The organism is Amycolatopsis sp. cmx-4-61 (genome assembly GCF_046548775.1).
Lineage (GTDB): Bacteria > Actinomycetota > Actinomycetes > Mycobacteriales > Pseudonocardiaceae > Amycolatopsis.
The window spans coordinates 1142597-1169231 of record NZ_JAEBEI010000001.1; the positions used below are offsets into that span (position 1 = coordinate 1142597).

Genomic DNA, 26635 nt, shown 5'->3' on the forward strand with positions numbered 1-26635 from the left:
ACCTCCACGCCGTCCGGCCGGGAACAGCGTGCACACTGGCAGGTCGAGACACGGGCCCTGGCAGGGACGTGGTGCAGTCCCGCGGCGGCGGGACGAGATGAGCGGAGAGCAGGACAGCGTGGCAGGAGCACGGACCAAGAAGAACGGAGCCGCGGCGGGCAACGGCGCCGGGCACCGGCGGCTGGTCATCGTCGAGTCGCCGACGAAGGCCCGCAAGATCGCGCCCTACCTCGGCGGCGGTTACGTCGTCGAGTCCTCCGTCGGGCACATCCGCGACCTGCCGCGCGGTGCCGCCGACGTGCCCGCCCAGTACAAGGGCGAGGCCTGGGCGCGGCTCGGCGTCGACGTCGACAACGGCTTCAAGGCCCTTTACGTGGTGACCCCGGACAAGAAGTCCAAGGTCACCGAGCTCAAGGGCCTGCTGAAGGACGTCGACGAGCTCTACCTCGCCACGGACCCCGACCGCGAGGGCGAGGCCATCGCGTGGCACCTGCTCGAGACGCTGAAGCCGAAGGTCCCGGTCCGCCGGATGGTCTTCCACGAGGTCACCGAGCAGGCCATCCGCGCGGCCGCCGACTCGACCCGCGAGCTCGACGCCGACCTCGTCGACGCCCAGGAAACCCGCCGCATCCTCGACCGCCTCTACGGCTACGAGGTCTCGCCGGTGCTGTGGAAGAAGGTCATGCCGAAACTTTCGGCGGGCCGCGTGCAGTCCGTGGCGACGCGGATCGTGGTCGAGCGCGAACGCGAGCGCATGCGCTTCACCTCGGCGTCCTACTGGGACATCTCGGCGACCATGGACGCCGGCGAAGAAGCTTCGCCGCGGAACTTCCCCGCGCGGCTCGTCGCCGTCGACGGCGCGCGCCTGGCCACCGGCCGCGACTTCGGCTCGGACGGGCAGCTCAAGGCGTCGAACCACGAAGTCCGCGTGCTCGCCGAAGCCGACGCGCGGCGCCTCGCCGACGCGCTGAAGCAGCGTGACTTCAAGGTCGCGAGCGTCGAGGAGAAGCCGTACACGCGCAAGCCGTACGCCCCCTTCATGACGTCGACGCTGCAGCAGGAGGCGGGCCGCAAGATGCGGTTCACCTCGGAGCGCACCATGCGGATCGCGCAGAAGCTGTACGAAAACGGCTACATCACTTATATGCGTACCGACTCCACGACGTTGTCGGAGTCGGCGATCTCGGCCGCGCGCAGCCAGGCCACGCAGCTGTACGGCAAGGAGTACGTCTCGCCGACGCCGCGCCAGTACACGCGCAAGGTGAAGAACGCGCAGGAGGCCCACGAGGCGATCCGGCCGTCGGGCGAGGTCTTCCGCACGCCGGGCCAGGTCGCGGGCGAGCTGGACACCGACGAGTTCCGGCTCTACGAGATGATCTGGCAGCGCACGATCGCGTCGCAGATGGCGGACGCCAAGGGCACCACGATGTCCGTGCGCATCGTCGGCAACGCGACCTCGGGCGAGGAGTGCACCTTCGCGGCTTCGGGGCGCACGATCACCTTCGCGGGCTTCCTGAAGGCGTACGTCGAGGCGGTCGACACCGAGACCGGCGGCGAGGCCGACGACAAGCAGAGCCGCCTGCCGGTGCTGGAGAAGGACCAGGCGCTCACCGCGGCCGAGCTGAGCCCGGACGGGCACACCACGTCGCCGCCGGCCCGGTACTCCGAGCCGAGCCTGGTGAGCAAGCTGGAAGAGCTGGGCATCGGCCGCCCGTCGACGTACGCGTCGATCATCAAGACGATCCAGGACCGCGGCTACGTCTGGAAGAAGGGCGCCGCGCTCGTCCCGTCGTGGGTCGCGTTCGCCGTGATCGGCCTGATGGAACGGCACTTCGAGCGGCTCGTCGACTACGACTTCACCGCCGGCATGGAGGACGAGCTCGACCGCATCGCGGCCGGCGACGAGCAGCGCGCGCAGTGGCTGTCGAAGTTCTACTTCGGCGGCGACATGGGCGTCGACGGCTCGATCGGCCGCCTGGGCGGGCTGAAGAAGCTGGTCGAGGGCAGCGTCGAGGACATCGACGCGCGGGAGATCAACTCGATCCCGCTGTTCAGCGACGAGAACGGGCACACCGTCGTGGTCCGCGTCGGCCGCTACGGGCCGTACCTGGAGCGCGAGGTCGACGGGAACTCGCAGCGCGCGAACCTGCCGGAGGACCTGCCGCCGGACGAGCTCACGCAGGAGATCGCGGAGAAGCTGTTCGCGACCCCGCAGGAGGGCCGCACGCTGGGCACCGACCCGGTGAGCGGGCACGAGATCGTCGCGAAGGAAGGCCGCTTCGGGCCGTACGTGACCGAGGTGCTGCCGGAGATCGAGATCCCCGAGGACGCCACGGCCGCGCAGAAGAAGGCCGCGAAGGCGAAGGCGCCGAAGCCGCGGACGGGCTCGCTGTTCAAATCGATGGACATCGAGACGATCACGCTGGACGACGCGCTGAAGCTGCTGTCGCTGCCGCGCGTGGTCGGCAAGGACCCGGAGTCCGGCGACGAGATCACCGCCCAGAACGGGCGCTACGGGCCGTACCTGAAGAAGGGCACGGACTCGCGTTCGCTTTCGACCGAGGACCAGCTCTTCTCGATCACCCTCGACGAAGCCCTGAAGATCTACGCCGAGCCGAAGCAGCGTGGGCGGTCGGCGACGGCGAAGCCGCCGCTCAAGGAGCTCGGCGACGACCCGGTGTCGGGCAAGCCGATGGTGGTCAAGGACGGCCGGTTCGGCCCGTACGTGACCGACGGCGAGTACAACGCGACGCTGCGGAAGGGCGACGAAATCGAGTCGCTGACCGCGGAGCGGGCGGCCGAGCTGCTGGCGGAGAAGCGGGCCAAGGGCCCGGCGCCGAAGCGGAAGGCACCGGCGCGCAAGCCGGCGTCGACCACGGCGAAGACGGTCAAGGCGGGCACGACCAAGAAGGCCGCCGCCGCGAAGTCGACCACGGCCAAGCGCTCGAGCTCGACCGCGACGAAGGCTAAGTAAGTCCTCATCTCGAAGGCCTCCCCGCCGGCCGGTGGGGAGGCCTTCGGCGTCACACCTTCAGGTGACACCTCGAACGCATGTTCGAGAAATTGTCGGTGGTGCCGGGTTCCATGGACGCGTGACCAAAACACCACGCACTGTGCACGCACTGACCACGAAGATCCTGAAGCCGGTCCGGGTGGCGGCCGCCGGCAGTGCCACCGCTGCGGACCTGATGGAGTCGCTGGACGGCTTCGCCGGCAGCGGCGGCGTCTGTGGCGTCGCCGTCGCGCTGTCCGGTGAGCCGTGGACCTCGGCGTTCTACGACGACCGGATCAGGTTCGCGATCGCCGGAGACGGCCTGAGACTGTCCGGACCTTCGCCGGGCGGTGTCGCGGAGCTGCTCCGGCTCGCGTTGACGCGCCTGCCTCAGCTGCCGCCGGTACCGGGCGAGGGCCTGTACCTCGACGCCGACGAACGTGGCGTGCTGGAGCCGGAGCAGGAGTGCCTGGTTCTGGATCTGGTGGACGACCTGCGGCGGACCCGGCGCGGCACCGTCCAGTTCGACATCGCGCTCGACGGCTCGCCGTCCCGGTGGGAGATGCTGGCGTTTGTCGACGACGACCGCGGGCGGCACCTGGCGGCCTTGGGCAGACCGCGGGGCGGCCACCGCCGGCTCTGGTGGCTGCCCGGGACCGTGGCGCGGCTCGCGGAGTTCGTCGAAGGGCGGGTGCCGGAGCATGGCTGAGCCGCTCGGCGACCGCTCGCCGACCGATGTCACCCGCTCGAACACCTGTGCGAGAAATTGTCGGTGCCAGGGTGTTCAATCAAGGGGTGAGCAACGCAGTCGCCGTCTTCGACGTCATCGACGAGGTCATCGCCCCGCTGTCGGCCGAGGTGCCGGAGCGGCCCTCGGTGATGGAGTTCTACGACCCCGAGTTCGAGATCCCGCCGGTGCTGGCGGCCACCGAGCCGCTGCCGGGCCGTCGCCCCTCGCCGGCGTCGAGCCTCGCGGACGAGGTGGAGCAGTACACGCGGTTCGTCGCCGGAATGGCCGCGCTCGGCCTCGCGCCTGGTGGCGAGGTCACGGCGGAAGCCGTCGGGCTGTACCGGGCGCTGCGCGGCGGTTTCATCCGCGGCGTGGTCACCGGGGTCTTCCCGGCCCGGGCCAAGCCGTGGGAGGTGCGGTTCTTCGGCGACGAGGACTACACCACGGTCCTGCACAAGCTGGGCAACCGTGCGCGACTGCGGTCGGGCTTCCTCAGCGAGCTGCCGGGCTGGGTGTTCGACGGCCTGCCCGACCGGCCGCCGGGGCCGGGCGAGCACCTGCGCATCGAGACCGACGAGCGTGGGCTGATTCCCCTTGGCTGCGAGCGGGCGATCGAGCTGATCCGGGAGTGCGCGGCCCGGCCGCGGCTGGGCACCGTGCTGGTCGACCTCGCGGTGCGCGACGCGATCTTGGCCGAGTACCCGCACGGCGCGTTCGGGCTGGTGGACAACGACCTTGGCCGGTACCAGTTCAGCGCCGCGGTGGCCCGGAGCGGGCGCTGGACGGTCACCTGGGGTCCCGCGTCGCGGAGCACGGCCGAGCAGTGGATCGTCGAGGCGGTGCAGAGCCATGCGTGAGGACGTGGAGGTGCGGAAGACGGCCGGTGAGGGCGTGGACAGGGTGGTCGCGGCGGCCCCTCGGGATTTGACCGTGCGTGAAGCGATCCTGGCGGCCGCCGAGCTGAACAACGACGTCCCGGAGCCGAGGCAGGCGGCCGCCGGTGACCCGGCGGCCGGGCCCGGTCCGGAGGAGAGGCGGCGGCATGGCTGACCGCACGGCGGCGAGGGAACTGCTCGAGCTGGCCGCGGGTCCGGTGCTGGCGGCGATGCCGGACCGCGAGCCGGTCGACCGGCTGTACAACCCGGACGTGAGCGACCACGACATCCTGGTCCACGGCCCGGTGTCGGACGACCCGGCGGACCTGGTGGCCGAGGTCGAGCGGCACGTGGCGTGGGCCGCCTGGATCGACGGCACCCCGTTCGGCGAGGACGGCGAGCTGAACGAGGTCGGCTTCGAGGTGGTGTCGCTGATGCTGCGCGGTTCGGTCCGGGCGGCGCTGTGCGGCGTCTTCGACCAAGGGCCGGAGGTGGCGGACATCCGCTGCTACGCCGACGGCGAGCGGGCGTTCATGATGGGCTCCCTCCCCGGCCGCACGGCGATCCACCTGGCCGACTTCGAGGAGCTGCCGGAAATGCTGGTGGCCGAGCTGCCGGAGGTCCCGTTCGGCGCCTCGGCCCGGGCGATCTGGGTCTCGGTGGACGACGACGGCCTGGTCCACGACGGCCAGGACGACGACGTGGGGGCCATGCGCGAGCTGCTGGCCCGCCCGAGGTCCGGAACGGCGGTCCTGGACATGCTGGCCTTCGGTGGTCTGTGCGCGGAGTTCCCGGACCACGGCTTCGTCCTGGTCGACACGGACCTGGGCCGCTTCGCCCTGGCCGCACTGGACCGCGGGGACGGCCGCCGCCAGCTGGTGCTGAGCCCCTTCAGCCGCGGGATGCTCCGCGACTGGTGCCGCAAGATGATCGACCTCGGACAGGAGGAGGAGATGCCCTGAGCGAAGGGAGCCGCGCGCCCAGCCGGCAGCGGACTCCGGCCCGCTCGAGCCACCGCCGAACTGGCCACCCGCGGCCAGTCACTGGCCACCCGCCGGCCAGCGCCGTTGTGATCGGACTCACTACAATCCGTCACGATCGGCGGTCGACCCGGCCACCGGCGGACTGGACACTGCAGGGGGTTCGAGTGCGGGCTTGCGCTCCGTGACGGACCAGCCGATCGAGACAGAGCCATTGGGCGGATGCGTTATCCGCCGACGTCGCTACCCTGGAAAGGCGAGGACATTCAGTAGTGAGGTGGTCACCATGAGCGCGAACGGTGAGGCTCCCTTCTTCAATGCCCCCGAGCTCACTCAGCGCGACGGCACTCTGTCCGAAGCACCAGCCGAGATGTTCGCGGATCCGGTTTCGGGCCTGGTCACCGCGGCGCCCGAGCCGCGCACCGCGGTCCCGGATGGCCAAGAGCCCGCCGCCGTCCCGGTGGCCGGGCCGGTCAAGCCGGACGAGGAAGCCGTGCGCCGGATGGTCGAGGAGACCCTCCGCGAGGAACAGGCGAAGGCTCCCCAGGCCATCCCGCCGGCGGGCACCCTGAACCAGGGCCAGCCGATGGGCCTGCTGCCCCGGCAGCGGAACCGGCGCCGCACGTGGCCGACCCGGCCGCCGCAGATCATGCGGTCCGTGCGGCAGGATCCGCTCGCCGAAGGCGATGCCGACGACGTCGAATTCGTCCCCGTCAAGCGGCGGCGGTTGCCGAAGGTGCCGTCGATGTCGATGCCGGCGTTCAACCGGCCGTCGTCGAGTGCGGCGGGGGTCATGCTCGCCGTGGTGTTGCTGATCGTGTTCGGTTTCGTCGCCATCGAGATGGTGTCCAGCCTGGTCAGCAGCGTGACCGGGCTGTTCGACTAGCGTCCCTCCGCCGGTCACCGCGGGCCTCGCACCACGGGGCCGTCCCCCGCGCCAGGGGCCGATCGGGCTACCCTGGCTTCATGGTCGGGTCCCTCACCGGGGCGTCCGGCACCGCGGTGACTAGTGGGGTGGGCGTATCAGCGAGGGCGTGCGATCGGTACCCGGGGCCGGCCCGGGTGCGTCGTCGGGCGCCGAGGCGTCCACGATCAGCCGGGTCCGGCGGGTACTGGCGATCAAACCTTTCCGGCGCCTCTGGGGCGTCACGTACCTGTGCAGCGTGGCCGACTGGCTGAACATCCTGGCCCTCACCGGCCTGGCCACGAAACTCACGGACAACTACTTCGCGCAGAACTTCGCCTTCGTCGGCGTGGTCCTGACCGGCCTGGCCCCGGGGCTGCTGTTCGCCCCGGTCGGCGGGCTGCTCGCGGACCGGTTCGACCGCCGCAAGGTCATGGTCGTCGCCGACCTGCTGCGGTGCGGGTTCCTGCTGTCCATCGCCATCGTCAGCGCGCCCTGGTGGCTGCTCGCCGGCAACTTCCTCGTCGGCAGCGCGTCGAGCATGTGGATCCCCTCGAAAGAGGCCGCGGTCCCGAACCTGCTCCGCCGTCCCGACCAGGTCGAAACGGCCAACCAGCTCGGCATGGTGATGACCTACGGCCTCGCCGTCATCACCGCGGCCGGCGCGAACGCGGTCATCACCGGCGTCAACACGACCTTCCACCTCTTCCCCGGTGACCCGAGCCTCAACATCGCGAAGCTGGTCGTCATCATCACCGGCCTGCTCTACCTGGCCAGCGCGATCCTCATCGCCACCCGGATTCCCGAGCTCTCGCTGCGCAACGTCCACGCGCTGCCGGAACAGAAGGTCAAGCCGGCCGACGAGGAGAAGTTCGGCGTCGGCCAGATGATCGCCGACGGCTTCCGGTTCATCCGCAGCACGCCGCTCGTGCGGGGCCTGCTCGTCGGCGCGTTCGGCGCGTTCGCGGCCGGCGGCGCGGTGATCGGCTCGGCCAAGCCTTACTCCTCGAGCCTGGGCGCCGGTGACTCGGCGTTCAACCTGCTGGTGCTGGCCGTCTTCCTCGGTCTGGCCACCGGCATGGCCACCGCCCCGAAGCTCGCCCGGCGGCTCGCGCACGACCGCCTGTTCGGCATCTCCATCGTCGCCGCCGCGCTTTCGCTGCTGGTGGTGGCCCTGTCGCCGCACCTGGCGTTCTCCCTGGTCGCGGTGTTCTTCGTCGGCATCTGGGCGGGGACGGCGTTCCTCACCGGTGTCACGATCATCGGCTCGCGGGTCGAGGACGCCATCCGCGGCCGGATCAACGCGATCTACCAGCTGATGATGAAGCTGGTGCTGTTCGGCACCACCGTCACCGTGCCGTTGCTGGTCGGCCTGGTGCACCAGCGCAACGTCAGCGTCTGGGGCAGCGAGCTCAGGATCGACGGCACCCGCCCGGTGATGCTCGGCGGCGCCGCGATCGCGCTGGTCGCCGGCCTCTTCGCCTACCGGCAGATGGACGACAAGCGCACCGAGCCGATCCTCGCCGACCTGCGCAACGCGCTGCGCCGCACGCCGCGGCGCGTGAACGGCTTCCTCATCGCCGTCGAGGGCACCACCGCGATCAACACCGCCATCCAGGCCGTCAACCTCGCCGACTGGCTGCGCGGCGGCACCCGGCCGGTCGTCGTCGCGGCGGATCCCGCGCTCGACGACCACCGGCTCGCCGCGCTCGTCTCCGGCGCCTCGCTCACCGGGGCGCGGGCCCAGGCGCTGGCCGCCGCCGCGGTGCGGGCCGACATCGTCGAGCGGCACGTCCAGCCGGCGCTGGACGCCGGTTCGGTGGTCGTCATGGAGCGGTTCGTCGACTCGCCGCTGGCGCACCTGTCCGCCGTCGCCGGGCTGGACAGCGACGAGCTCGAAGGCCTCGCCGACTGGGCGACCGGCCGCCTGCGCCCGGACCTGACCATCCTGCTGGACGCGGCCCCGAACGGGGCCCCGCGGGACAAGTCGGCCGCGATGAACGACCAGTGGCGCGTCCAGCACCTGCTCACCGAGATGGCCGCGGCCGACCCGGACCGCTACGTCGTGATCGACGCCGATGGCACGGACGCCGAGGTCGCCGAGCGCATCCGCACCGCGCTGCGGGCCGTGTTCGTCGGACGGCTGGCCGCGCTGGCGCCGACGACGAACAAGCCGGTGCCGCTCCCGCTGGACACGCTGCCCGTCGAAACCGTCGAAGCCGTCGAAGCCATCGAGACCCCGGAAGAGCCTCGCGTGGAGGCGAAGTGACGACGACCGAACGCATCGGCGTCTGGAACCAGCTGGTCGGCCAGGAGCCCGCGGTCGAGACGTTGGGCTCGGCCGCTTCGGCCGCCGCCAAGATCGTCGCCGGCGAGCCCGCGCCGCCCGGCGCGATGACGCACGCCTGGCTGCTCACCGGCCCGCCCGGCTCCGGCCGTTCGGTGGCCGCCCGGGCCTTCGCCGCGGCCCTGCAGTGCAGCACCGGCACCGGCTGCGACGCCTGCCCGGGCTGCCACACGACGATGGCGGGCACGCACGCCGACGTCCGGCTCGTCGTGCCGGAGGGCCTGTCGATCTCGGTGGCCGAGATGCGCGCGCTGGTGCAGGCCGCCGCGCGCCGCCCGACGACCGGCAACTGGCAGGTCGTGATCATCGAGGACGCCGACAGGCTCACCGAAGGCGCGTCGAACGCCCTGCTGAAGGCCGTCGAGGAGCCACCGGACCGCACGGTGTTCCTGCTCTGCGCGCCGTCGGACCACCCCGAGGACGTCTCCGTGACGATCCGGTCGCGCTGCCGCCTGGTGACGCTGCGGACGCCACCGCCGGAGGCGATCGCCGACGTCCTGATGCGCCGCGACCACGTCGACGCCGAACGCGCGCAGTGGGCGGCGTCCGTGTGCGGCGGCCACGTCGGCCGCGCGCGCCGGCTCGCCACCGACGAGGCCGCGCGGCAGCGCCGGGCCACCGTGCTGCGGATCCCGCTCGGCCTCCGCCGGATCGGCGACGTCTTCACCTGCGCCGACCAGCTGATCAGCGCGGCCGAGGCGGACGCGGGCGAGGCCAGCAAGGCCCGCGACGAAGACGAGCGCAACGAGCTGCGGACGGCGATGGGCGGTGACGGCGTCGGCAAAGGCGTCGCCGGAGCCAAAAGAGCCGCCGAAGCCGCGGTCAAGCAGCTCGAGAAGAAGCAGAAGTCCCGTGCGACCCGCACCCAGCGCGACACGCTCGACCTGGCGCTGGTCGACCTCGTGGGCTTCTACCGCGACGTCCTGGTGACCGCGACCCGCTCCGGCGCGACGCTCAACCACCCCGACCACGCCGACGAGATCCGCGAGGCGGCGGCGTCGTGGACGACGGAGTCGACGCTGCGGCGGCTCGAAGCGGTGCTGGAGTGCCGCGAGGCGATCGAGCTCAACGTGAAGCCGCGCATCGCCGTCGAGGCGATGGTCATGACGCTGCGCCAAGGCTGAACGTGAAGGAGCCCGCCAGGCGAACCCGGCGGGCTCCTTCACACCCCTCGGGTCACTCGCGCGGACGAGGTGAGGGCTTGAACGGCTTCTCCTCGACGGCCACGGCCAGCGGACGCCGCCGCCCGCCCGGCATCGCGGCCACCATCACCACGCCGAGCAGCAGCATCGCCGTACCCGTCCAGAACAGCGGCACGGTGTCGTATGCCCCACTGGTGTAGGCCAGGTTCTTCACCGGGCCCTTCGGCGCCTCACCACCGGCGGGCGGCGGCGTCGACGTCGTCCCGCAGACCACGCCGCCGGTCGGTGCGTACGCGCGGGCGATCTGCTCACCCAGCGACAGCTGGGCCAGCGACGACGGCAGGTTCTTCGCCTGGTCGTCCGGCAGCAGGCTCTTGAGCTTGGTCGTCGGCAGCAGCTGCAGGTCGAACATCCGCGCCGACGCGCCCAGCTGGTAACCGGCGAACGGCGTGGTCATGTTCGCCGACTTCTGGTCGAGCCCGGCGATGCTCAGCCGCAGCACACCGAGGTCCAGCACGGTGCCCGCGGTGTTGCCGACCTGCTGGAGGCCCTTGGTGAGCGTCGAGACCAGCCCACCGACCACCGGGATGTCGTCGACCTGCCCGAACTGGTCGCTGAGCCCCTTCAGCGGCAGCCCGATCGGGATGTCCTTCGTCGGGTGCGCGGCATCCAGCGTGTAAAGCGTCTTCCCGCCGGCGGCGATGGTCAGCACCGGCGCGGTGTACTCGACCTTGGACGTCTTCGCGTCGCCGGTGGAGGTCACCTTGAGCGTCGGCTGGCTGGCCACCTTGATGCTCAGCGCCAGCGGCGTGCCCTTGAGGATCTCGATGTCCGCGGCCTGCATCGTCGACGTCGACTGCACGGCCTTGTTCTTCGACCCCGGCATGTCGACCAGCTTGACCTGCGACCGCGACGAGAGCGTGTTCGGCAGGCTCAGCAGCGAGCCGGTGCCGTCCGCGGCGGTCTGCCCGCCGCCCTGCAGCAGCCCGCCGAGGCTCTGCAGGCCCTTGGTCAGGTCGAACCCGCTCGCCAGCGAACTCGGGTCGAGCTTCGGCTGCAGCGCGTCCAGCTTCAGGTTCGGCATCGACGGCACGACGTTCAGCAGCGACAGGCTCGCCACGGACGTGCTGGCGTCGGCGATGGTGTCGACGCACGGACCGAGCGTCTCACTCCACCGCGCGTGCGCGCTCCCGTTGAGCAGGCCGACGTTGAGCAGCGGGTTCGACGGCGCGTTCAGCCCACCGCTGATCGGCTGCGGGTTGTCCGGCAACGCGGTCTGCACGACACTGCCGGGCGTCTGCGGCGCGTTCCCGCCGACGGACAGCCCGAACGGCGACGCCTGCGCGATCGCCTTCTCGTAGTTCAGGTAGGCGTCGGAGTTCGCCGACGCGCTCGACAGGCCCATCCCGGCCTCGAGCGCCGACTGCTTCGGCAGCGTCTGCCCGAACCCCGGCAGGATCGTGTTGGTCGGCACGGCGTTCGGCAGCAACCGGATGATCCCCAGCGCGGTCCCGGCATCCCCGACGGCCTGCCCCAGCGGCTGCGGCCCGTTCGGCGCGGAGATCGGCGCCTGCCCGGGATGCGCCGGCTGCGGAATCGGCGTGGTCGGATAGGTCGTATCGGCAGTCGCCGGCGCCGCGCTGAGCAGGAGCAACGCCGCAGCCGCGGGCAAGGCCGCCGAGCGGGCCAGTCTTCGCCGCATGTGCCAGAGCCTCCATGGTGGGTCGGCCGGCATGACACCGGCGTCATAGGGCCATAACGACGGTCCCCCCGGAAAGTGACGCGCACAGCGTCCGCTAGACTTGCTATCGTCGCGAGCGCAAGCGAGACGACACGCCGCCTTAGCTCAGTCGGCCAGAGCGATTCACTCGTAATGAATAGGTCAGGGGTTCGATTCCCCTAGGCGGCTCCGCAGGTCAGGCCCCATCCGAGAGTCTTCGGATGGGGCCTGACCTGTCTGGTGAGTGACAAACTGAGTGACATAGGCGCCTGGACCGGTGGGCGGAGAAAGTTCCACAGTTCACCCGTCGCGGGGAAGGTCAGTCCATCGCGACCGTGCTGAGGGCCGCCTCCGCGGCGTCAGCGGGCACCAAGCTTCGAGGGTGCGGTCGGTCAGCGATGGACCCGAGGACGCTGAAGCTGGCCCCCCGCAGACGCCGTTCGTTCGGCAAGTTTCGCTCTCAGGAGCTGCGCGCCGCTGAGGTCGCCGGACTCATCTAGGCCGACGTCGTCAAGACGCTTCAGCGTATGCGCAGCGTGGTGAGGAAGTACCTCAGCGTGGCGCGCCTGTCCAGTCCTTCGCCCGGCTAAGCCGTCGCGGAGTGTGCGGCCTGGCGGTCGATCCCGCGAGTCGGCTGGGGACGAGTGGGGGTGATGGGCGAGGGAAGCCGCGGATGTGCGAGAGGATGTCGTCGCCGGACGGGCAGGCTTCGGGATGCCCCAGGAACTTCGAGCCGATCATCAAGAGGCTTGTGGTCACAGCTGGTCATCCCGTCGCAGACCCGATGGCTATCACGCCGTATCGGGCCGCAAGCCTGGCATCTTCGGTCGGTCGTCCGACGCGGTCGCGGCCTCGACACGGAGTGTTAAGGACGCCGTCAAGCCGCAGGACGACCAGCCGACTTTGTACCTAATCGACAGGAGGGCTAACTGAATGGCCACTAATAACAAGCCTTCCAGCAATACAGTTATCGATCTACTCAAAGACTGCACTCAATACGTTAGAGTCGTCAAGCTAGGAGAGTCCTGGTCGATTGGCTGGAGCGTGGAAGAATACCGCAGAGGAAAGCCGATAATCGACGGGCCAGGCGACGTGCTAATGACGATAACCAGTGACGGCATCGAACCATTCGAAGGGGCCGTGGGGTCGCTGCTCAAGGAGCAGCAAATTGCCAGTCGCTGGAAGGAAGAGGACTTCTGGGGGATGATAGCCGCCCTGACTTGCCGTGCGTCAACTGCGAGCAACCCGCTAAGCATTTTGGATAATGGAATAGCAAAGCTACGGTCATCTCCAAAGGCTCTCACCTGCTTCGGCTTGGCAAATGTTGACTGGAAAGGTAAGCCAAGTTGGATTGACGACATTGTCGTCGGAAATTTCGGTGATGATTGGATTGAGCTAGTCGAGAGCCGCCATCATATTCCAAACAGCTTGCATGGATTGGCATCTGCCAGATGGATCGGGCTCGCCGAACTTCAAGCCAAGGCGCTAGCGCTTGTCGAAGCGCGCCCCTTGACGGTCGCAGCCTTCTGGACGGTCGGGCAAGGAATGCTTTCGCATGACCAGGCCGTCGAGAAGTTCAATAGCCTTATTGGCCTCTGTCTTCTTCTTGGTAGGATACCAAGAAGAGTAGCTGGTCATCGTGCCGACTTTACTCAACAGGCTGGCCCTGTCAATCGACCTGGACCGCGTGGGCTCTCCGTAGACCGCGAGGCGATCACTCGACATCTGCGGGACTCGCAGGGTACTGATGAGCTCGGGTCGCCTTCTTACATATCGTCGATAACCAACACTGGCATGAGTATGCACTGGTACAGTGCAGATCCATTTCCGTTGAGTGACATAGTAAGCGACCGTCAAATCAAGGGAGAAATCTCATCGATCATGGCTGAGAGGGACCCCGTTTCCCGGCGGATACTGGTGGCAAGTCGTTGGTACGCAGCCTACTATTGGTCGACGGAAGTCGACGATGGCGCACTGGCACTCGGGGTAGCACTCGATTCATTGATTGGCTCAAAATCAGGTCTTCCAGGGCGAGTTATGGCTGAGCGTTATGGCATGTTAGAAAGCGATGTCATGCTCCGATCTGAGCGAGCTCGGAGATATAGTGACTTGTATGAGGTTCGAAGCTCTGTTGCTCATGGTCGTCGCGATAGGCGGCTAGACGAGCGAGGGTTCCTACCGTCGATGGCATCCGACGTCCGGTGGGTTGCAGCTCGCATGATGAGAATGAAAAAGGAATTTGAGCCGGACTCTGAAAAGGAGATTGAAAAGGTCTTTGAAGACCTAAAATGGGGAGTCTTGAACTGGCCCTAAAGTGTTCCGCGTGCCCACTGGTCACGTAAAGTTCGGGTGCAATCCGGCACGGACGACACTGATGAGCGACGACCGCCAATGCGTCGAGAAAGCCTGGATTCTCGCTCGGCTAGGTATGCGCTGCCAGCTTCCCAGAGCAGCTATGGCAACTTTGACCGAAGGAGAATGCCTCGAAGGTCAATTCGGGGAACATGTGCAGAGAGTCAGCAGGGAGACCGCAAAGCGTAACATCGGCGCCCGGTGCAATAGCATGGGAGGTGCCAGCTGGCACCCTGCGGGTGTTTCGAACTGTCTTGGCCGCACGCGTGCTGTTGCTATGCGTCTCGCTCACCCGCTCAGAAGCTACGGTGTAACTCATGTCATACAGCTTAGATCTAATCTAAACGGACCACGTGGAAGCCGGGGCAGTCGTACAACGAGGGCAGGCCCTCACCGACAGTTCGGGCGGGGCCGGCCTCGTTGGGTAGGTGGCTAAGACGCCTGATCAGTGGTCGGAGGAAGTCCCGCAGGTTCGTCCGTCGCGGGGAAAAGCCGGTCCATTGCGGTAGCCCCGGACTCCACCACCGGCCGGATCTGCTTCCGGTAGACCAGCTCCGTGACGGCGGTGCTGCTGTGTCCGACCAGCCGCGAGATCTCCTCGATCGGCATTCCGCCGTCCGAGAGGATCGAGACGAAGCTGTGCCGCAGCTCGCGGGGCGTCCACTGCGCCGGGTTGAGCCCGGCCGCCTTGATCACTCGGCGGAAGTCTCGCCGGACGTTGTTGACGTTCTGCTCGGTGCCGACGTTGGTTGCGAACACGAGTGCCTGTTCGTGCCAGTCGTCGCCCGCGGCTGCTTTTACTGCCTGCTGTGCCATCCAGTGAGCCTCCAGCGCCTTCACGGCCCGGTTGGGCAGTGCGAGCGTCCGTCGGGACTTCCGCGTCTTCGTCTCGCCCCTGGCGCGGACCGAACGCCACACCTTGACGTTTGGCGGGATCGCCGGCGACGCGTCCGGCTTGCCCACCAGGTCCACGTGATCCCACGTCAGCGGGCGCATCTCCTCGGTCCGCGCGCCGGTCAGCAGCGACACCACGATGTAGGCGCGCATCGGCGACGACTCCGCCGCCGCGAGCACCGCTTCGGCCTGAGCGAGCGTGAGCGCCTTCGAGGGACGCCCGGCTCCCTTGCCGGCGGGCAGCTCGTCGCATAGCAGCACCACGTTGTATCGGACTCGCTTGCGCACCTGTGCGCGGTTGATCGCTCGGCGGAGGATCGAGCGGAGGTTGCGCAAGGTCGAGGTCACCAGCACTTCGGCCTTCTCCGCGAGCCAGTCTTCGACGTCGTCGACTTCGAGCTTGACCAGCGGCCGGGCGCCGATCGCGGGCACGATGTGGTTGTTCACCAGTGACCGCACGGCCTTCACGGTGTTGGGGTCCCGCTCTCCGCGCTCGTAGCTCACCAGCCAGTCGTTTACAGCCTGCTCAACCGTGTATGCGGTCGACGCTTCAACGGCGCCCTCTTCGAGGTTGCGAGCCAACTCCTTGAGCTTGTTCTTGGCTTCGGTTTTGGTCTTGCCGCTGGCCTTGCGGACGATACGCTTTCCGTTCGGCCGCCACCCGACCGTCAGCTCGGCGATCCATCGCTGGCGCGCTTCGGACCAGTAGAGGCCGCCGTCTCCGTTGCTACGCGTTTTCGGCATAGCTGACCCCCGCTTCCTTCATGAGCAGCTCGACGTACTGCTGGATGGCGACGGCCGGGACGAGCCGGGCGCGTCCTTGCTTGACCGAGCGCAGGCGGCCGGAGCGGAGCTGTTCGTAGATGACCGAGCGGCTCATCGAGAGCAGTCGCATGGCTTCGGTGATCCGGTAGAGGTGCCGTTCGGGCACGGCGACGGGTATGGGTGCGGCGTTCATCGGTCCCCCTCGGTGTCGTGGTCTGGCTTGGTGGGCGCGACGTCCGCGACCTCCGCGACCGGGCTGGTCAACGTAGGTGCGAGCGGCTGTTGGGTGCCGCGACCGTCCGCGACCCGGGTTGCGGAGGTCGCGGCCGAGCCCGGCGACTCCGCGACCCCGGATGTGGCATTGACCAGCAGGGTCGCGCTGGTCGCGGAGGTCGCGCTGGATTCGAGCGGCGGGAGGTAGCGGCTCCAGGCGTCGGCGAGTCCTCCGTCGCCGTCGATGCGGTAGCCCTTGAGCGTCTTGCCGCTGACCTTGAGGTCCTTCGGCCGGACCAAATACCGGTCGAGTTCCTTCGCCAAGCGGCGGCTATCGAGGGGCTTGCCCTGGACGTCGGTCCATGGTCCGTCTTCGATGGCGTGCAGTTCGCGGATCAGCTCGGCGGTGACCATGCGGTCGGTCTTCTCCGCGGCGAAGATCTGCCGGACGTCGGCCAGCAGCCGCACACCGATCGAGGCCGGTTGCGCCGTGGCTTCGAGCACGAAGTGACGGCAGGCCCGCCGCGCAGTCTCTGGCCAGTGCCCGCCGGCCGCGTCCGCGATGGCGAGCAGCGGGCGCCAGATCTCGGCCGCCCGGTCGCGTACGCCGTCCGGGCGTTCCGGTCGCGCGCGGCTCACCTCGTCACCGACGCGACCGACCCATGCCGCCAGCTCGGAGCGCACCGGCGCGGACTCGCGTTCGACATCCTCTTCGATGAACTCCTCGACCACTTCGTCGAACCGACGCTTGCGCATGTGCACGGTGATCGCCCGCGTGGTGATCGTGTCCGGCATGCCGCCGGCGATCCCGGCGAGCGCGACCGGCGCGTAGACCGGGAACCGTGTCACGTTCATGCTCTTGGCGTCGCCGACGCACCGCGTCACCGTCGCCGATCGCTTGTAGCCCGCGTTCAGCAGCGCGCGCAGATCCTCGTTGTTCCCTCCCGTCTTCGGGTTGAATACCGCGTCAATCTCGTCGAACAGCAGCGTCATCGGCCCGTCGGCGAGCATCCGGAAGATCGCGGCCGGCGTGATGCTGATCGTCATCTCCGGCTTGGCCACGAGGTACTGCGCGACCTCCAGCACGCGCGTCTTGCCGCTCCCCGGCTCCGCCGAGTCGAGGATCAACCTCGGCGTCACGTAGAGCCGCTCGGCTACGTGGGTGTGGGCGTACCAAAGCGCGAGCGTCGGCGCGGCGTGCTCGTTGGCGAAGGCGGAGAAGCGCGACACGAACGTCACGACCGCGTCGAGAACCTCGTGACCCGGCTTCACGAAGACACCGGCGGGGGCTGGACCGAGCCACGTGAGCGGCGTGACCGGCGCAGCCTCCGGCAGGGAGCCGCTCGGCTGGGCGCCACCGTCCTCAGCCGGTTGGGCCGCGATGTGGCGGGCGCGCCAGACGCGCTGGCAGTTCTCCGAGCAGAAGTCACCGGACGGCGAGTCACCGCGCGGTCGGCCGCACTGCTGGCAGTTCGGCGCCGGCTCGTCGGAGATCACGAAGTCGATCACGGACAGGGTGTCGTCGAATCCGGACATCAGGCGGCCACCTCCAGGCGTGCGGTCGGTTCGTCGTCGCCTCCGGCTTCGCGGTAGCGCCGCCACAGGTCGTCAAGGCGCTCGGTGTCGTTGAGTTGGTGGCGGAGGACGTCCGTCGGTGAGTCGTCTTCGACGGCCTGCACCAGGCGGGCCGCATGCTCCCGGACGGCGCGGCGGTAGGCGTTCTTCAGCACGACGGCCTTGAGCCAGGCGCCGTAGTACGGCGGCGGCAGGATCGGGCCGTCGGTATACGTCTCGACGATCCAGAGGCCGAGGCTGTGCAGGCGGTGCGCGCCGCCGGACCGCGGCTCGGTCGCCGTCCTCTCGCGGGCGTGGTCCATCACGGCCATCGGGGTCGGTGCGTGGCCTGCGCCGGTCAGCTCGATGACCAGTTGGAGAACGCGTACGGCGATCGGCGAGCCGAAGTCGTCGGCGCGCATGCCGGCGAGCAGCCGACGGGCCCCGGTCAGCCGGACCTGCATCACGCAGCCCAGGAACTGACGCTCGGGGTCGAGCAATGTGGTCTTCATGGGGTGGCCTTTCGATTGAGCTGCGCGTCAGCGGCTGTTGTCGCGGCGGTCGCGGTCGCGAAGATCGCGGTACGACCGGCGAGCGCGGAGGCAGGAGTTGTAGGCGCGGCGGCCGGCGCGGAGCGTGCGGCCGGTGCCGTCGCACCGGCGGCAGAGCCGGATCGCGCGGAGCAACGGCGAGCGGAAAGCGCCGAAGCCCCGGCAGGAGCGGCACGGCTTGTAGGGGTAGACCGCGCACGACCATGAGTAGCCGAGAGTGACGATCGCGAGAACGAGTAGGAGCAGGACGGTCGGGTTGCTGAGGGGGTTCAACGGAGCCTCCGGGGCTGTTTTTGGCCGCACTCGGCCCGCGCCTCTAGGTACTAGGGCGCTGATCAGCGGTGTTGTAGTGGTCTAGGGAGGGTTCTAGGTCTAGAGGGACGAGGCTCTAGACCTAGAGCCCTGCGGGAGCTAGCCGCTCTTGCGGTTCCCATTACGCTCGGTCAGCGCGTCGGCGATCCATTCGCGCTTGACGCCCATCCGGTTGGCGCCCTTGCCGGTGTCGACGTCGGTGCCCCACACCTGCTTCGTGGTGATCCCGAGCGGCTTCAGCGCGGTCGAGAGCTGGGTTGCCTTCGCGGCTCCGGTCGGCAGTTCGGCCCATGGGCCGTAGACCGCCGGCCGCAGCTCGGCGAGCCGGTCAACGATCCGCTCCGACCACGCCTTCTCGGCGTCGCCGATCGCGGTCAGCACGTCGGAGAGCAAGGTGCTCGTGTCCTCGTCGTCCTCGGGCGTGAGGTCGAGGCCGGCGGCGTAGCCGGTCAGCCGTCCGGCCGCCAGCCGCGCTGTTCGTGCGCGGGCGGCGATCTTCTCGGCGTCCGGGCCGTCGATGTACACGCCGCGGGTGATGCGCGGCTCGTCGCCTTCGCCGGCCAGGTACCCGATGCCCTTGTCCCGAAAGGACAGCGTCGTGGCCCGGATGCCGTTCCGGTACGACGAGGTCCCGAGCACCATGTCGTTGGCCTGCTGGCCGGTGACCTTGAGGCAGAACCGCATCACCGCGTTGTCGCTGATCGCGGTCGGGATGCTCTTCGCGTCCGGCCGCTGAGTCGCCAGGATGATGACGATGCCCAGTGCCGGGCCGCGCTTCACGAGGTCGGTGCAGACCTCCTCGATCTCCGCGCCGTAGTCGGGATGCTCGAACCACTTCTGGCACTCGTCGACACCGATCACGATCGGGTGCAGGCCAAGGGACTTCTTGCCGGCCAGTTCCGGCGTGACCTTGTTCTCCGGGCACAGGTCCTTCGGCAGTTCCCTGATCACCTTCGCGCGCCGACGCAACTCGTCGGCGAGCGCCCGCAGATCGGCGACGGCGTACGCGATGTCCTCCGGCTCGTCGCCGGCGCGGTACCGGTGCGACACCGGCGCCAGCGGCGAGAGGTCGCCCGTTCCCTTGAGGTCGAACGAGTGCAGCTCGGCCCTCGGGTCCAGCGCGGCGATCAGCAGCAGCTCTCGCAGCGTGAACGTCTTGCCCATCCGCGGGATCGCGCCGATGACCATCGAGATGAACATCAGGGTGATGTCCACCCACCGGCCGCGCTGGTCGGTGCCGAACGGTTGCGGCTTGAACAGGTCGACGGTGCCGGGCTTTCGCAGCGGCCAGGCTGCCTGGCGCGACTTGGACAGGTCCTGATCGCCGACCCAGAGGACCATCCGCCCGGGGTGAACCTCGGCGTTGCCCTCCGGCCAGACGCACCCGAGGGGGCGGCCGAGGCCGGACGCGAGCTTCGCGCGCCGCTCGACCACTTCGGACACTGTGACGCCCGGCGGAAGGTCGACGTCGGCACGCCAGCCGGGGCCGTCGCGGGTGATCGGTGCCGTGAACCCGATCGCGTTCGGGTTCTTGGCGAGGGCCTGGTTGATGCCGGCGATGCCGAGCACCGACAGCGCCTGAACGACGTTGTCACTCGTGAGCTTTTGGACCTGCGTGGACAGGATGGCGCGAGACGACACCACCGGGTTGTCTCGGGTGGAGCCGAGCTTTCCGAGCAGTCCTACCGCGATGGCGCCGCAGGTCCAGATCACCCACTCCGGCAGGACGTTCGGCAGCGTGAACACCAGGACCAGGCCGACCGTCGACACGAGACCGAGCTGAATCAGGCGGAGGACGACCCGCCGGTCTCGCTGCTGCGACAGCTTCAGATAGAGATCAGCTTTGTCTGCCGTGGCCGTCTCCGAGCGGGCCGGACGCCCCTCGGCGTCGGTCACGTACCGGCCGGTCGCTGCGAGCAGGAGGAGAAGGCCACGAGGGGAGCGCACGGCGAGTCGAAGCGCGTAGAGCGGTGACCGGGCCGCGTGGTAGCCAGCCTTGTGCGCGTAGTGCTTCCCCACCCACTTCGCGGCGTCCTTCGCGTCGGCCGTCGACTTGAGGTAGCTGGGGATGATCGCCTGGCGGTTCTGCGAGCGGAGGCGGTCCAGCCACGACGAGCCGTCCGTGACCGGGCGGTCCACCGGCACGGTCGGCGACTGCTCCGCGGCCTCGGCGTCGATGACGAACGGGTCGGCCTCGACGGGCGCCGTACTGGGGAACGCGATCACGCGGCCGCTTTGCGATTCGTTGGTGGTGCTCATCAGTCGTTCACCTCCTGGTCGGTGGTGTCGCGTACGAGGTGCGCAAGGGCAGCGCCGCAGCCGAGCACGGCGACGGGCAGGCAGGACACCAGCGTGGTGACACCCCAGGGCGCCCGTTCGACGTTCGCGGCGGACATCAGGTGATAAGCGACCTGGCCGACCATCCCGAGGACGAGCGAGCCCAGGGCCGACCACTTCGCGAAGCTGCGGACTCGGTGGGTCCGGGTCGCCGGGGACAGCCAGACCCGCAGGGCGAACGCCGCGTAGGTCTCGACCCCGATCGGGAGCGTGATCGCCGAGTTGATCGTCAGGTGGTCCCAGATGCCCGGAAGGAGCTGAATCGGGCCGAATCCGGTCAGCCTGCCGAGACCGACCCAGCCGCTCCAGACGGCGACGAACGCCGGCAGGGCCAGGAGGAGCACCGGCCACAGCTTGATCCGCCGCACCTTCTCCGGCGTCGCGCCCGGGTCTGCGGTGACGCTGACCTGCGGCTCCGCGTCATCCGAGGCCGGTCCTTCCGGAATCTCGGACTCCTGATCCGGTTCCTCGACCTCGGCGGGTTCCGTCACCGCGTGCAGCTTCCGCACGGGCTTGGTGTCAGCCTCCTCGTTCAGCGCGGCCAAGATGGCGCGCGCCTTCGGCGCACCCACCTTGAACTCGGTCATGATCCGGTTCCGGGAGGGGCACTCGCCCAGGTCCGCGGCGAACTCACGGACGCGGGGCAGCAGGTCGGTGACCGAAGGCGGGTACGCACTTCGGGTGTTCGTGGGCGTGTCGAGCCCTACCATGGGTGTTCTCCTGACTGGCTTGGAAGTGGTTGGGAGAAGCCCGGTCCGGCGGGTGGTTCTTGGCGGTTCCGTGCGCCGGGCCGGGGCGGCTTCAAGCGGCCGCGCCGGGGCTGTCCGACCGGCCCCGGAGAACCGAGTTGACGGTCTGGCGGCTGATGCGCCGGACGTGTCGATGCGTCGCGGCCCGGTCCGTGCTCGGCGCCAGGCTGGTGCTCACCGCTTCCTGGTCGTGAGCCGTCACGAAGTACTCGGCGATCATCGCGTCGATGTCCGGCTCGGTCAGTCCGTCCGGCGCGTAGCTGGGCAAAGGGATGAGGTCATCCATTGGTGTGAACTCCAACGACTTGTAGGTCTCCCGCTCGGGAGCGGCCGGTGGCGACCGGAACTCAACGTAAGTCCTGTCTATTAACTCTGTCAACTGACATGGGAGAACTGACTTAGCCAACTGACTTGGCCTACGCTGTTGGCATGGCATCCCTGGACCCGGACGACCCACGTGCGCCGTTCTTGCAAGTAGCCGGCGGTCTTCGGGCCGCGATCCTGTCGGGGGAGTACGCCCCCGGGGCGAAGCTGCCGACCCTTCAGGAACTCGCTGAGTCTTGGGGAGTCGCGGTGAACACGGCCAAGAGCGCCGTTGCTCACCTCAGGGAAGAGGGCCTGGTGGTGATCCGGCACGGCAAGGGCTCGTTCGTTCGCACCCAGCCGGCCGAAGGTGACTCCGTGACTCGTCCTGAGGCCTCAGGGGACGAGCGGGTCTGGCAGGCCATTGCCGAGATCAGGAAGCGTCTCGGCGAAATCGAGCGGAAGCTGGGGGAGAACTAGCCGAACAGGGCGCGGAGGAACTGGACGACGCCGTCGATCACCGCGCCGATGCCATGAGCGGCTCCGCTGGCCCACGTCGCCGAATCGGCTGGGTACTTGACGATCAGCACGACGATCGCGAGTCCGATGACCAGGCCGATCGCCTTGCCGATCAGGCCGCCCCCGCTCTTCATAACCGGGAAGTTGTTCTTCGCCATCACGGTCTCCTTTCGTTCTGCGACGGGCCTGGAGGCCGGTCCGGATCGGGGTTTTCGATCCGGCGTTGTCGCTGATGAATTCAGGAAACCGCGCAGGGGCGGGGGTGCAGCAGTGTGCACGTGGGGGTGCGTTTTTGCACGTGGGGGGTGCACGGGGGGTGCTTTAATGACCTTCGGAGGTACCGGTGGTCGACAAGGGGAAGCAGCCGAACGCACTTCTAGCTGCGGTTATGCGACAGGCGGGGGCGACGAACAAGGGCTTCGCCCGCCGGGTGCGCGAACGCAGCCAGAGAGACGGCGGCGAGCTGGTCAGCGCGGACCACGTGTCGGTCAAGCGCTGGCTCGACGGCACGAAGCCGCACCCGCGCACCTGTCAGCTGATCGCCGGCGTCCTCGGCGAATTGCTCGGCCGGCCTGTCGGCCTCGAAGAGATCGGCTTCGCCGCACCGTCCGAGACCACCTCGGATGACGTCGGCCTGGAGTACCCGGAGGAGATCGCTCACAGCCTGGTCGCGCTGGGCGCGATCACCGAACTTGAGCTGCGGACGCCGAAGCGGGTTGGCCCGCTGTCCGTCGTGCCGGAGGCGTGGAGCGGTCTGGTCATCCGGTGGCTGACCGACTCGGACACCGAAGGATCGCGGCCGCCGACCGAACCGCGCTCGATCACCGTCGTGGACGTCGAGGCGGTTCGCGAGGCAACCGCGATGTTCAGCAGCTTCGACTACAAGTACGGCGGCGGCCGGCCGAAGTCGCTCGTCGCCTCGTTCCTTGACCAGGAGATCTTGCCGAACATCAGGCACGTGTCCCCACACGACCCGATCGGACGGGAGTACTTCCGGGAGGTCGCTGCCCTGACGCGGCTCGCCGGCTGGACGGCCTACGACACGGGCGCGCACGGACTCGCGCAGCGGTACCTGACACAGGCGTTCCGCCTGGCGAAGGCGGCCGGCGACAAGGCGCTATGCGGTCGAATCCTCGCTGGCATGTCGCACCAGGCGAACTTCCTCGGGCACTTCCAGCGGGCTGTCGACCTGGCCCGAGCTGCGTACAAGGGCGCGAACGGCTACGCCACTCCGACGACGATGGCGCTGTTCCACGCGATGGAAGCGAGAGCGCTTGCCTCGCTCGGCAGGGCAGAGGACGTCACGGCCGCGCTGCTCACGGCTGAGCGGTGGCACTGCCAGGGCATCCGGGAGAACGACCCCGAGTGGATCCACTACTTCGACGAGGCCGAGCTACACGCCGAGTTCGCGCACTGCTTCCGCGACATCGGGAACGCCGAGCTGGCGAACCACCACGCGGCCGCGTCGATCGCCGCCTCGGAGTCGACCTACGTCCGCAGCCTCTCGTTCTGCCGAACCGTGCTGGCCACGTCTCACCTGCAAGGCGGGAACCTGGAAGAGGCGTTGGACGTGGCCAGGTCGGTCGTGGAGACTGCGGCGAAGCTGAAGTCGTTCCGGGTGATCTCGTATCTCGACGACTTCCGCGGACGACTGGGCGGCCATGCCGGCGACCCGTTGGTGAAGGAGTTCCTCGACTTCGCCAACATCCACCTGCCGTCAGAAAACCTTCCAGTGTCGGGGCGCCTGGTCGTCGCGTAGGTCACTGATCCGCTTCTCGACCTCGGCTTTGACCTCGGCGGACTCGTCGACGGTCTGCGAGAGCCACATCGTCATGTTCAACTCTCGTGTTGCTCTGAGCACGGGGAAGCCCGGCCAGTCGATCGGGTCGAACCCGTAGGCCGCGGTGTACGAGTCGTACTCGGCTTCGGAAGCCCAGCCGAACGCCTGGTGGCGGACCGAGAGGACGGCCGCGTCCCACTCGCGCGGTCCGTAGGCGAAGTCCTCGAAGTCGATCAGGTTCAGCGTCCCGTCCGGGGAGCGCATGACGTTTCCGGGGTGTGCGTCGCCGTGCACCGGGCCGGCGGGGAGCGGGAACTCAAGGTCTTGGAACTTCTCGGAGAGTTCCTCGTACCGGTCGCGCAGGAAGTCGAGGTCCGCCTCGGGCAGTTTGCCCTTCAGGGCTTGTAGGCGCGGCTCGACCTTCGGCATCGGGGAGAAGGCCGGCAAGCGGAAGTCTGTCGGGTGGGGGAGCGCGTGGAGGTCGTGCAGCAGCTTCCCGAACTCGGCCGGGGTGATCGGTGTGTCGTCTTCTTCCAGGCAGTTCCAGAAGGTGACGGGTAGCCCGTCTTCGACGAAGGGCTGTTCGTTGCCGTCGAGCACCGTCGCGGCGGGGAACCGGTGCTCGGCAAGCCACCCGGCGACGAGCACTTCCTTCGTGGCGGCCGGGATGGAGCGGCCGACGCGGACCACGGCGGAGTCGTCGGCCAGGCGGTAGATGGCGTTCTCCCCGAACCGGACTCGTTTCGCGTCGGTCGCGTCCAGCCCGGCGAAGGCGCACGCTGCCTCGAAGACAGCTTGTGTCCGCTCCGTCGTGAAAGCCTTCGTCGATGTCATCAGACTCCTCTATCGGGGTGCCTCGGCCAGGCTAGAGCTTCGGCAGGAACGTGTCCTCGGCGAATCGGGCGTGAGGCCCAGCCGGCGCGCCGCCTGGAGGGAGGTCAGGACGCGCCGACCGGGGGCTTAGAGCCACGCGTTCTCTGCGGAGTGGCGTCGTAGTGCTCGGGCGGCCTTCTCGTAGGTCGTCAAGGCGGCCTGGTGGGTGGAGTACACGGCGCCGTGCTGGTGGCGCAGTGCGACAGCGAGGGCGCCGGCGCGGCGTTCGTAGAGGGTGAACGGTTCGACCAGGCCGGGCGGGCAGTCGGCGGCGGGGACGATCCGCACGCCGATCCGCGCCCTTCTCGCCCAGGCGCGCAGTTGGTCGAGCTGGTCGCGGAGGACATCTGCGGTGCAAGCGTCGGGGCGCGTGGCAGCCTCGCCGACCAGGAAGGTGTGCGGCGGGCCCGGCTCGTCGGATAGGGCGAGCTGGCGTGCGGTCCGGAGAAGACAGCCCACGTCGGCGGCCTCCGGGTCGAGCAGGCCGGTGTCCCGCAAGGCGCGGGCGTACTCGGCGGTCTGCAGCGCCTCGGGGATGAGCGTCGGCGACCACTCGGTGACGCGGGTGGATCGCTGTTCGAAGGCGGTGCGCAAGTAGTTCTCGGCGCGTCCGGTGCGGTCGATCAAGTCGCGGTCGTGCGACCGGCGGGCCAGGTCGATGAGGTGTTCGCGCACGCTTTGCGGTGCTCGCAGGACCCCAAGGATGTGGGCCACGATCGTGTCCTGTGGCGCGCGGTGGCCGAGTTCAAAGCTCGATAGCACGGCGGGGTAGATGCCGATCATGTCGGCGAGCCGGCGCAGGCCGATGCCGCGCTCTTTGCGGGCTTCGCGCAGGCCGCCCGCCAGGGCGATAACGGCTGGTCGGAGTGCAGTTTCGGTCACGGTTCAGACCGCTCCGTTCGGTCGTGGGGTTCTATGTCGGGTGCGGTGAACAGGGCAAATAGATCGAGTTCGGTGCCATCGAGTTCGCCGGCTCGGCGAGTGAGGGCGACGCCGATGTGGACGAGCTGGCGGCCGAGGGTGCGCAAACCCGCGGCGTAGGCTGCATCGTCCGGCTGGAGGGTCAGCAGCTCGACCGTCACGCTTCCGATCGTGGAGTTGACCTTCGAGAGCGCGGCGAGCAGTTCGCGGTCACGAGCGTGCACGCGGCACTCCGATCCGCCGGTGCTCGTTCTGGGCCGCACAGACCGGGCACACCCGGCCCGGCCTCGGGATGATCCGGCGGCGGCTGATGCTGGGCCGGTCATGTTCCAGCGGGAAGCGGACGTCGGTCAGGCACCAGGGCAGCAGCATGAACAGTCGCGGGTTGGCCATCTGGGAGTGCAGGTAGAGGTGAGCCCACCCGTCGCCCCCGGTGAACTCGTGCCACTCCCAGAAGTCCTGGCATGAGTCGGCGTCGGTCATCGGCCAGTCGTCCAACGCGGTCATCGAAGCCCCCGCTCGGCCTCGAACGCCCGGACTGCGGCGGCGGCCTGCTCCCAGTCGGCGTCGGTCATGTCCGCGTGCTTCTGCGGATGCCGGTAGGTGTCGAGGTCGATTTCGTTGAGCCGCTGACCACCGGAGTTGAACAGCGACGCACCGCACCGGAACGTCGGCCGGTCATCGCGCCCGGTCGATCCCCCGTCTTGTGCCGTCACCTGATCAACTGTCGTCGAACGCGGACACTCAAAACACAGCCAGTAACCATGATTTCGGCTGGTCAAAGCCCATGAACTAGGCGTGAAAGGCATAGATCAGCGGGGC

At 68.7% G+C, this 26635-nt stretch carries 26 protein-coding genes and 1 tRNA gene; 12 read left to right on the forward strand and 15 right to left on the reverse strand.

The genetic code is table 11. The annotated features are described in order from the left end of the window. Positions 1–97 precede the first annotated feature (97 nt). The 8 genes from topA to ACLJOU_RS05680 all read left to right on the forward strand — a co-directional run bounded on the left by topA (position 98) and on the right by ACLJOU_RS05680 (position 9952). Positions 98–2974, forward strand: coding sequence for a type I DNA topoisomerase (gene topA, locus ACLJOU_RS05645; RefSeq protein WP_410563782.1), 2877 nt, complete (start codon positions 98–100; stop codon positions 2972–2974). Positions 2975–3092: 118 nt separating this feature from the next. Then, positions 3093–3701 carry a hypothetical protein gene (locus ACLJOU_RS05650; protein ID WP_410563784.1) on the forward strand — a complete coding sequence of 203 codons (609 nt, stop codon included), beginning with the start codon at positions 3093–3095 and terminating at the stop codon, positions 3699–3701. An 86-nt stretch (positions 3702–3787) separates the two neighbouring features. Then, positions 3788–4579 (forward strand): ESX secretion-associated protein EspG, encoded by a 792-nt coding sequence (locus ACLJOU_RS05655; protein ID WP_410563787.1) that lies wholly within the window; start codon positions 3788–3790, stop codon positions 4577–4579. After that, the gene (locus ACLJOU_RS05660; RefSeq protein ID WP_410563789.1) at positions 4572–4772 is read left to right on the forward strand and encodes a hypothetical protein; all 201 of its coding nucleotides are present in this window, start codon (positions 4572–4574) and stop codon (positions 4770–4772) included. The genes ACLJOU_RS05655 and ACLJOU_RS05660 overlap by 8 nt, the downstream gene beginning before the upstream one ends. Next, on the forward strand, positions 4765–5559 hold the full coding sequence (locus ACLJOU_RS05665) for a hypothetical protein (RefSeq protein WP_410563791.1): 795 nt from the start codon (positions 4765–4767) through the stop codon (positions 5557–5559). The genes ACLJOU_RS05660 and ACLJOU_RS05665 overlap by 8 nt, the downstream gene beginning before the upstream one ends. Before the next feature lie 304 nt (positions 5560–5863). Further along, entirely contained in the window at positions 5864–6463 is a 600-nt protein-coding gene (locus ACLJOU_RS05670; protein WP_410563794.1) for a hypothetical protein, read from the forward strand. Between the two features lie 148 nt (positions 6464–6611). Beyond that, positions 6612–8750: a bifunctional MFS transporter/dTMP kinase gene (locus tag ACLJOU_RS05675; protein ID WP_410563795.1), complete on the forward strand. Its 2139-nt coding sequence runs from the start codon at positions 6612–6614 to the stop codon at positions 8748–8750. Next, entirely contained in the window at positions 8747–9952 is a 1206-nt protein-coding gene (locus ACLJOU_RS05680) for a DNA polymerase III subunit delta' (RefSeq protein WP_410563796.1), read from the forward strand. Before ACLJOU_RS05675 ends, ACLJOU_RS05680 begins: the two co-directional genes overlap by 4 nt. Positions 9953–10004: 52 nt before the next feature. On the opposite strand, the gene ACLJOU_RS05685 is transcribed toward ACLJOU_RS05680, so the two are convergent. Continuing rightward, complete coding sequence (locus ACLJOU_RS05685) at positions 10005–11672, reverse strand: hypothetical protein (RefSeq protein WP_410563799.1); 1668 nt, start codon at positions 11670–11672, stop codon at positions 10005–10007. A gap of 133 nt (positions 11673–11805) precedes the next feature. On the opposite strand from ACLJOU_RS05685, the gene ACLJOU_RS05690 reads away from it, so the two are divergent. Next, positions 11806–11879, forward strand: a tRNA-Thr gene (locus tag ACLJOU_RS05690). A gap of 744 nt (positions 11880–12623) precedes the next feature. Then, entirely contained in the window at positions 12624–14003 is a 1380-nt protein-coding gene (locus tag ACLJOU_RS05695) for a hypothetical protein (protein WP_410563801.1), read from the forward strand. Positions 14004–14474: 471 nt separating this feature from the next. On the opposite strand, the gene xerC is transcribed toward ACLJOU_RS05695, so the two are convergent. The 8 genes from xerC to ACLJOU_RS05735 all read right to left on the reverse strand — a co-directional run bounded on the left by xerC (position 14475) and on the right by ACLJOU_RS05735 (position 21703). After that, a complete protein-coding gene (gene xerC, locus ACLJOU_RS05700) occupies positions 14475–15680 on the reverse strand; it encodes a tyrosine recombinase XerC (protein ID WP_410563803.1) in 1206 nt (401 codons plus the stop codon). Beyond that, on the reverse strand, positions 15664–15894 hold the full coding sequence (locus tag ACLJOU_RS05705; protein ID WP_410563805.1) for a helix-turn-helix domain-containing protein: 231 nt from the start codon (positions 15892–15894) through the stop codon (positions 15664–15666). Before ACLJOU_RS05705 ends, xerC begins: the two co-directional genes overlap by 17 nt. Next, positions 15891–17450 carry a DUF3631 domain-containing protein gene (locus tag ACLJOU_RS05710; RefSeq protein WP_410563808.1) on the reverse strand — a complete coding sequence of 520 codons (1560 nt, stop codon included), beginning with the start codon at positions 17448–17450 and terminating at the stop codon, positions 15891–15893. The genes ACLJOU_RS05705 and ACLJOU_RS05710 overlap by 4 nt, the downstream gene beginning before the upstream one ends. Continuing rightward, positions 17450–17980, reverse strand: coding sequence for a hypothetical protein (locus tag ACLJOU_RS05715; RefSeq protein ID WP_410563809.1), 531 nt, complete (start codon positions 17978–17980; stop codon positions 17450–17452). Before ACLJOU_RS05715 ends, ACLJOU_RS05710 begins: the two co-directional genes overlap by 1 nt. Before the next feature lie 27 nt (positions 17981–18007). Continuing rightward, entirely contained in the window at positions 18008–18292 is a 285-nt protein-coding gene (locus tag ACLJOU_RS05720) for a hypothetical protein (protein WP_410563811.1), read from the reverse strand. A gap of 138 nt (positions 18293–18430) precedes the next feature. After that, positions 18431–20590 carry a cell division protein FtsK gene (locus ACLJOU_RS05725; protein WP_410563813.1) on the reverse strand — a complete coding sequence of 720 codons (2160 nt, stop codon included), beginning with the start codon at positions 20588–20590 and terminating at the stop codon, positions 18431–18433. Beyond that, positions 20590–21378, reverse strand: coding sequence for an ABC transporter permease (locus ACLJOU_RS05730; protein ID WP_410563815.1), 789 nt, complete (start codon positions 21376–21378; stop codon positions 20590–20592). The genes ACLJOU_RS05725 and ACLJOU_RS05730 overlap by 1 nt, the downstream gene beginning before the upstream one ends. 91 nt (positions 21379–21469) lie before the next feature. Next, a complete protein-coding gene (locus ACLJOU_RS05735; protein ID WP_410563818.1) occupies positions 21470–21703 on the reverse strand; it encodes a hypothetical protein in 234 nt (77 codons plus the stop codon). A 143-nt stretch (positions 21704–21846) separates the two neighbouring features. On the opposite strand from ACLJOU_RS05735, the gene ACLJOU_RS05740 reads away from it, so the two are divergent. Next, entirely contained in the window at positions 21847–22200 is a 354-nt protein-coding gene (locus ACLJOU_RS05740) for a GntR family transcriptional regulator (protein WP_410563821.1), read from the forward strand. Here ACLJOU_RS05740 and ACLJOU_RS05745 read toward each other — a convergent pair. Next, on the reverse strand, positions 22197–22397 hold the full coding sequence (locus ACLJOU_RS05745; protein ID WP_410563824.1) for a hypothetical protein: 201 nt from the start codon (positions 22395–22397) through the stop codon (positions 22197–22199). The two genes, ACLJOU_RS05740 and ACLJOU_RS05745, sit on opposite strands and share 4 nt — an antisense overlap. 185 nt (positions 22398–22582) lie before the next feature. On the opposite strand from ACLJOU_RS05745, the gene ACLJOU_RS05750 reads away from it, so the two are divergent. Next, the gene (locus tag ACLJOU_RS05750) at positions 22583–23998 is read left to right on the forward strand and encodes a hypothetical protein (protein WP_410563826.1); all 1416 of its coding nucleotides are present in this window, start codon (positions 22583–22585) and stop codon (positions 23996–23998) included. On the opposite strand, the gene ACLJOU_RS05755 is transcribed toward ACLJOU_RS05750, so the two are convergent. The 5 genes from ACLJOU_RS05755 to ACLJOU_RS05775 form a co-directional block, all read right to left on the reverse strand. Further along, positions 23957–24853, reverse strand: coding sequence for a phosphotransferase enzyme family protein (locus ACLJOU_RS05755; protein WP_410563828.1), 897 nt, complete (start codon positions 24851–24853; stop codon positions 23957–23959). The two genes, ACLJOU_RS05750 and ACLJOU_RS05755, sit on opposite strands and share 42 nt — an antisense overlap. Positions 24854–24979: 126 nt before the next feature. Then, entirely contained in the window at positions 24980–25774 is a 795-nt protein-coding gene (locus ACLJOU_RS05760; protein WP_410563831.1) for a Scr1 family TA system antitoxin-like transcriptional regulator, read from the reverse strand. After that, the gene (locus ACLJOU_RS05765) at positions 25771–26037 is read right to left on the reverse strand and encodes a hypothetical protein (RefSeq protein WP_410563832.1); all 267 of its coding nucleotides are present in this window, start codon (positions 26035–26037) and stop codon (positions 25771–25773) included. Before ACLJOU_RS05765 ends, ACLJOU_RS05760 begins: the two co-directional genes overlap by 4 nt. After that, the gene (locus ACLJOU_RS05770) at positions 26024–26320 is read right to left on the reverse strand and encodes a hypothetical protein (protein ID WP_410563835.1); all 297 of its coding nucleotides are present in this window, start codon (positions 26318–26320) and stop codon (positions 26024–26026) included. Before ACLJOU_RS05770 ends, ACLJOU_RS05765 begins: the two co-directional genes overlap by 14 nt. Further along, the gene (locus ACLJOU_RS05775; protein WP_410563838.1) at positions 26317–26529 is read right to left on the reverse strand and encodes a hypothetical protein; all 213 of its coding nucleotides are present in this window, start codon (positions 26527–26529) and stop codon (positions 26317–26319) included. The genes ACLJOU_RS05770 and ACLJOU_RS05775 overlap by 4 nt, the downstream gene beginning before the upstream one ends. Positions 26530–26635: the final 106 nt, after the last annotated feature.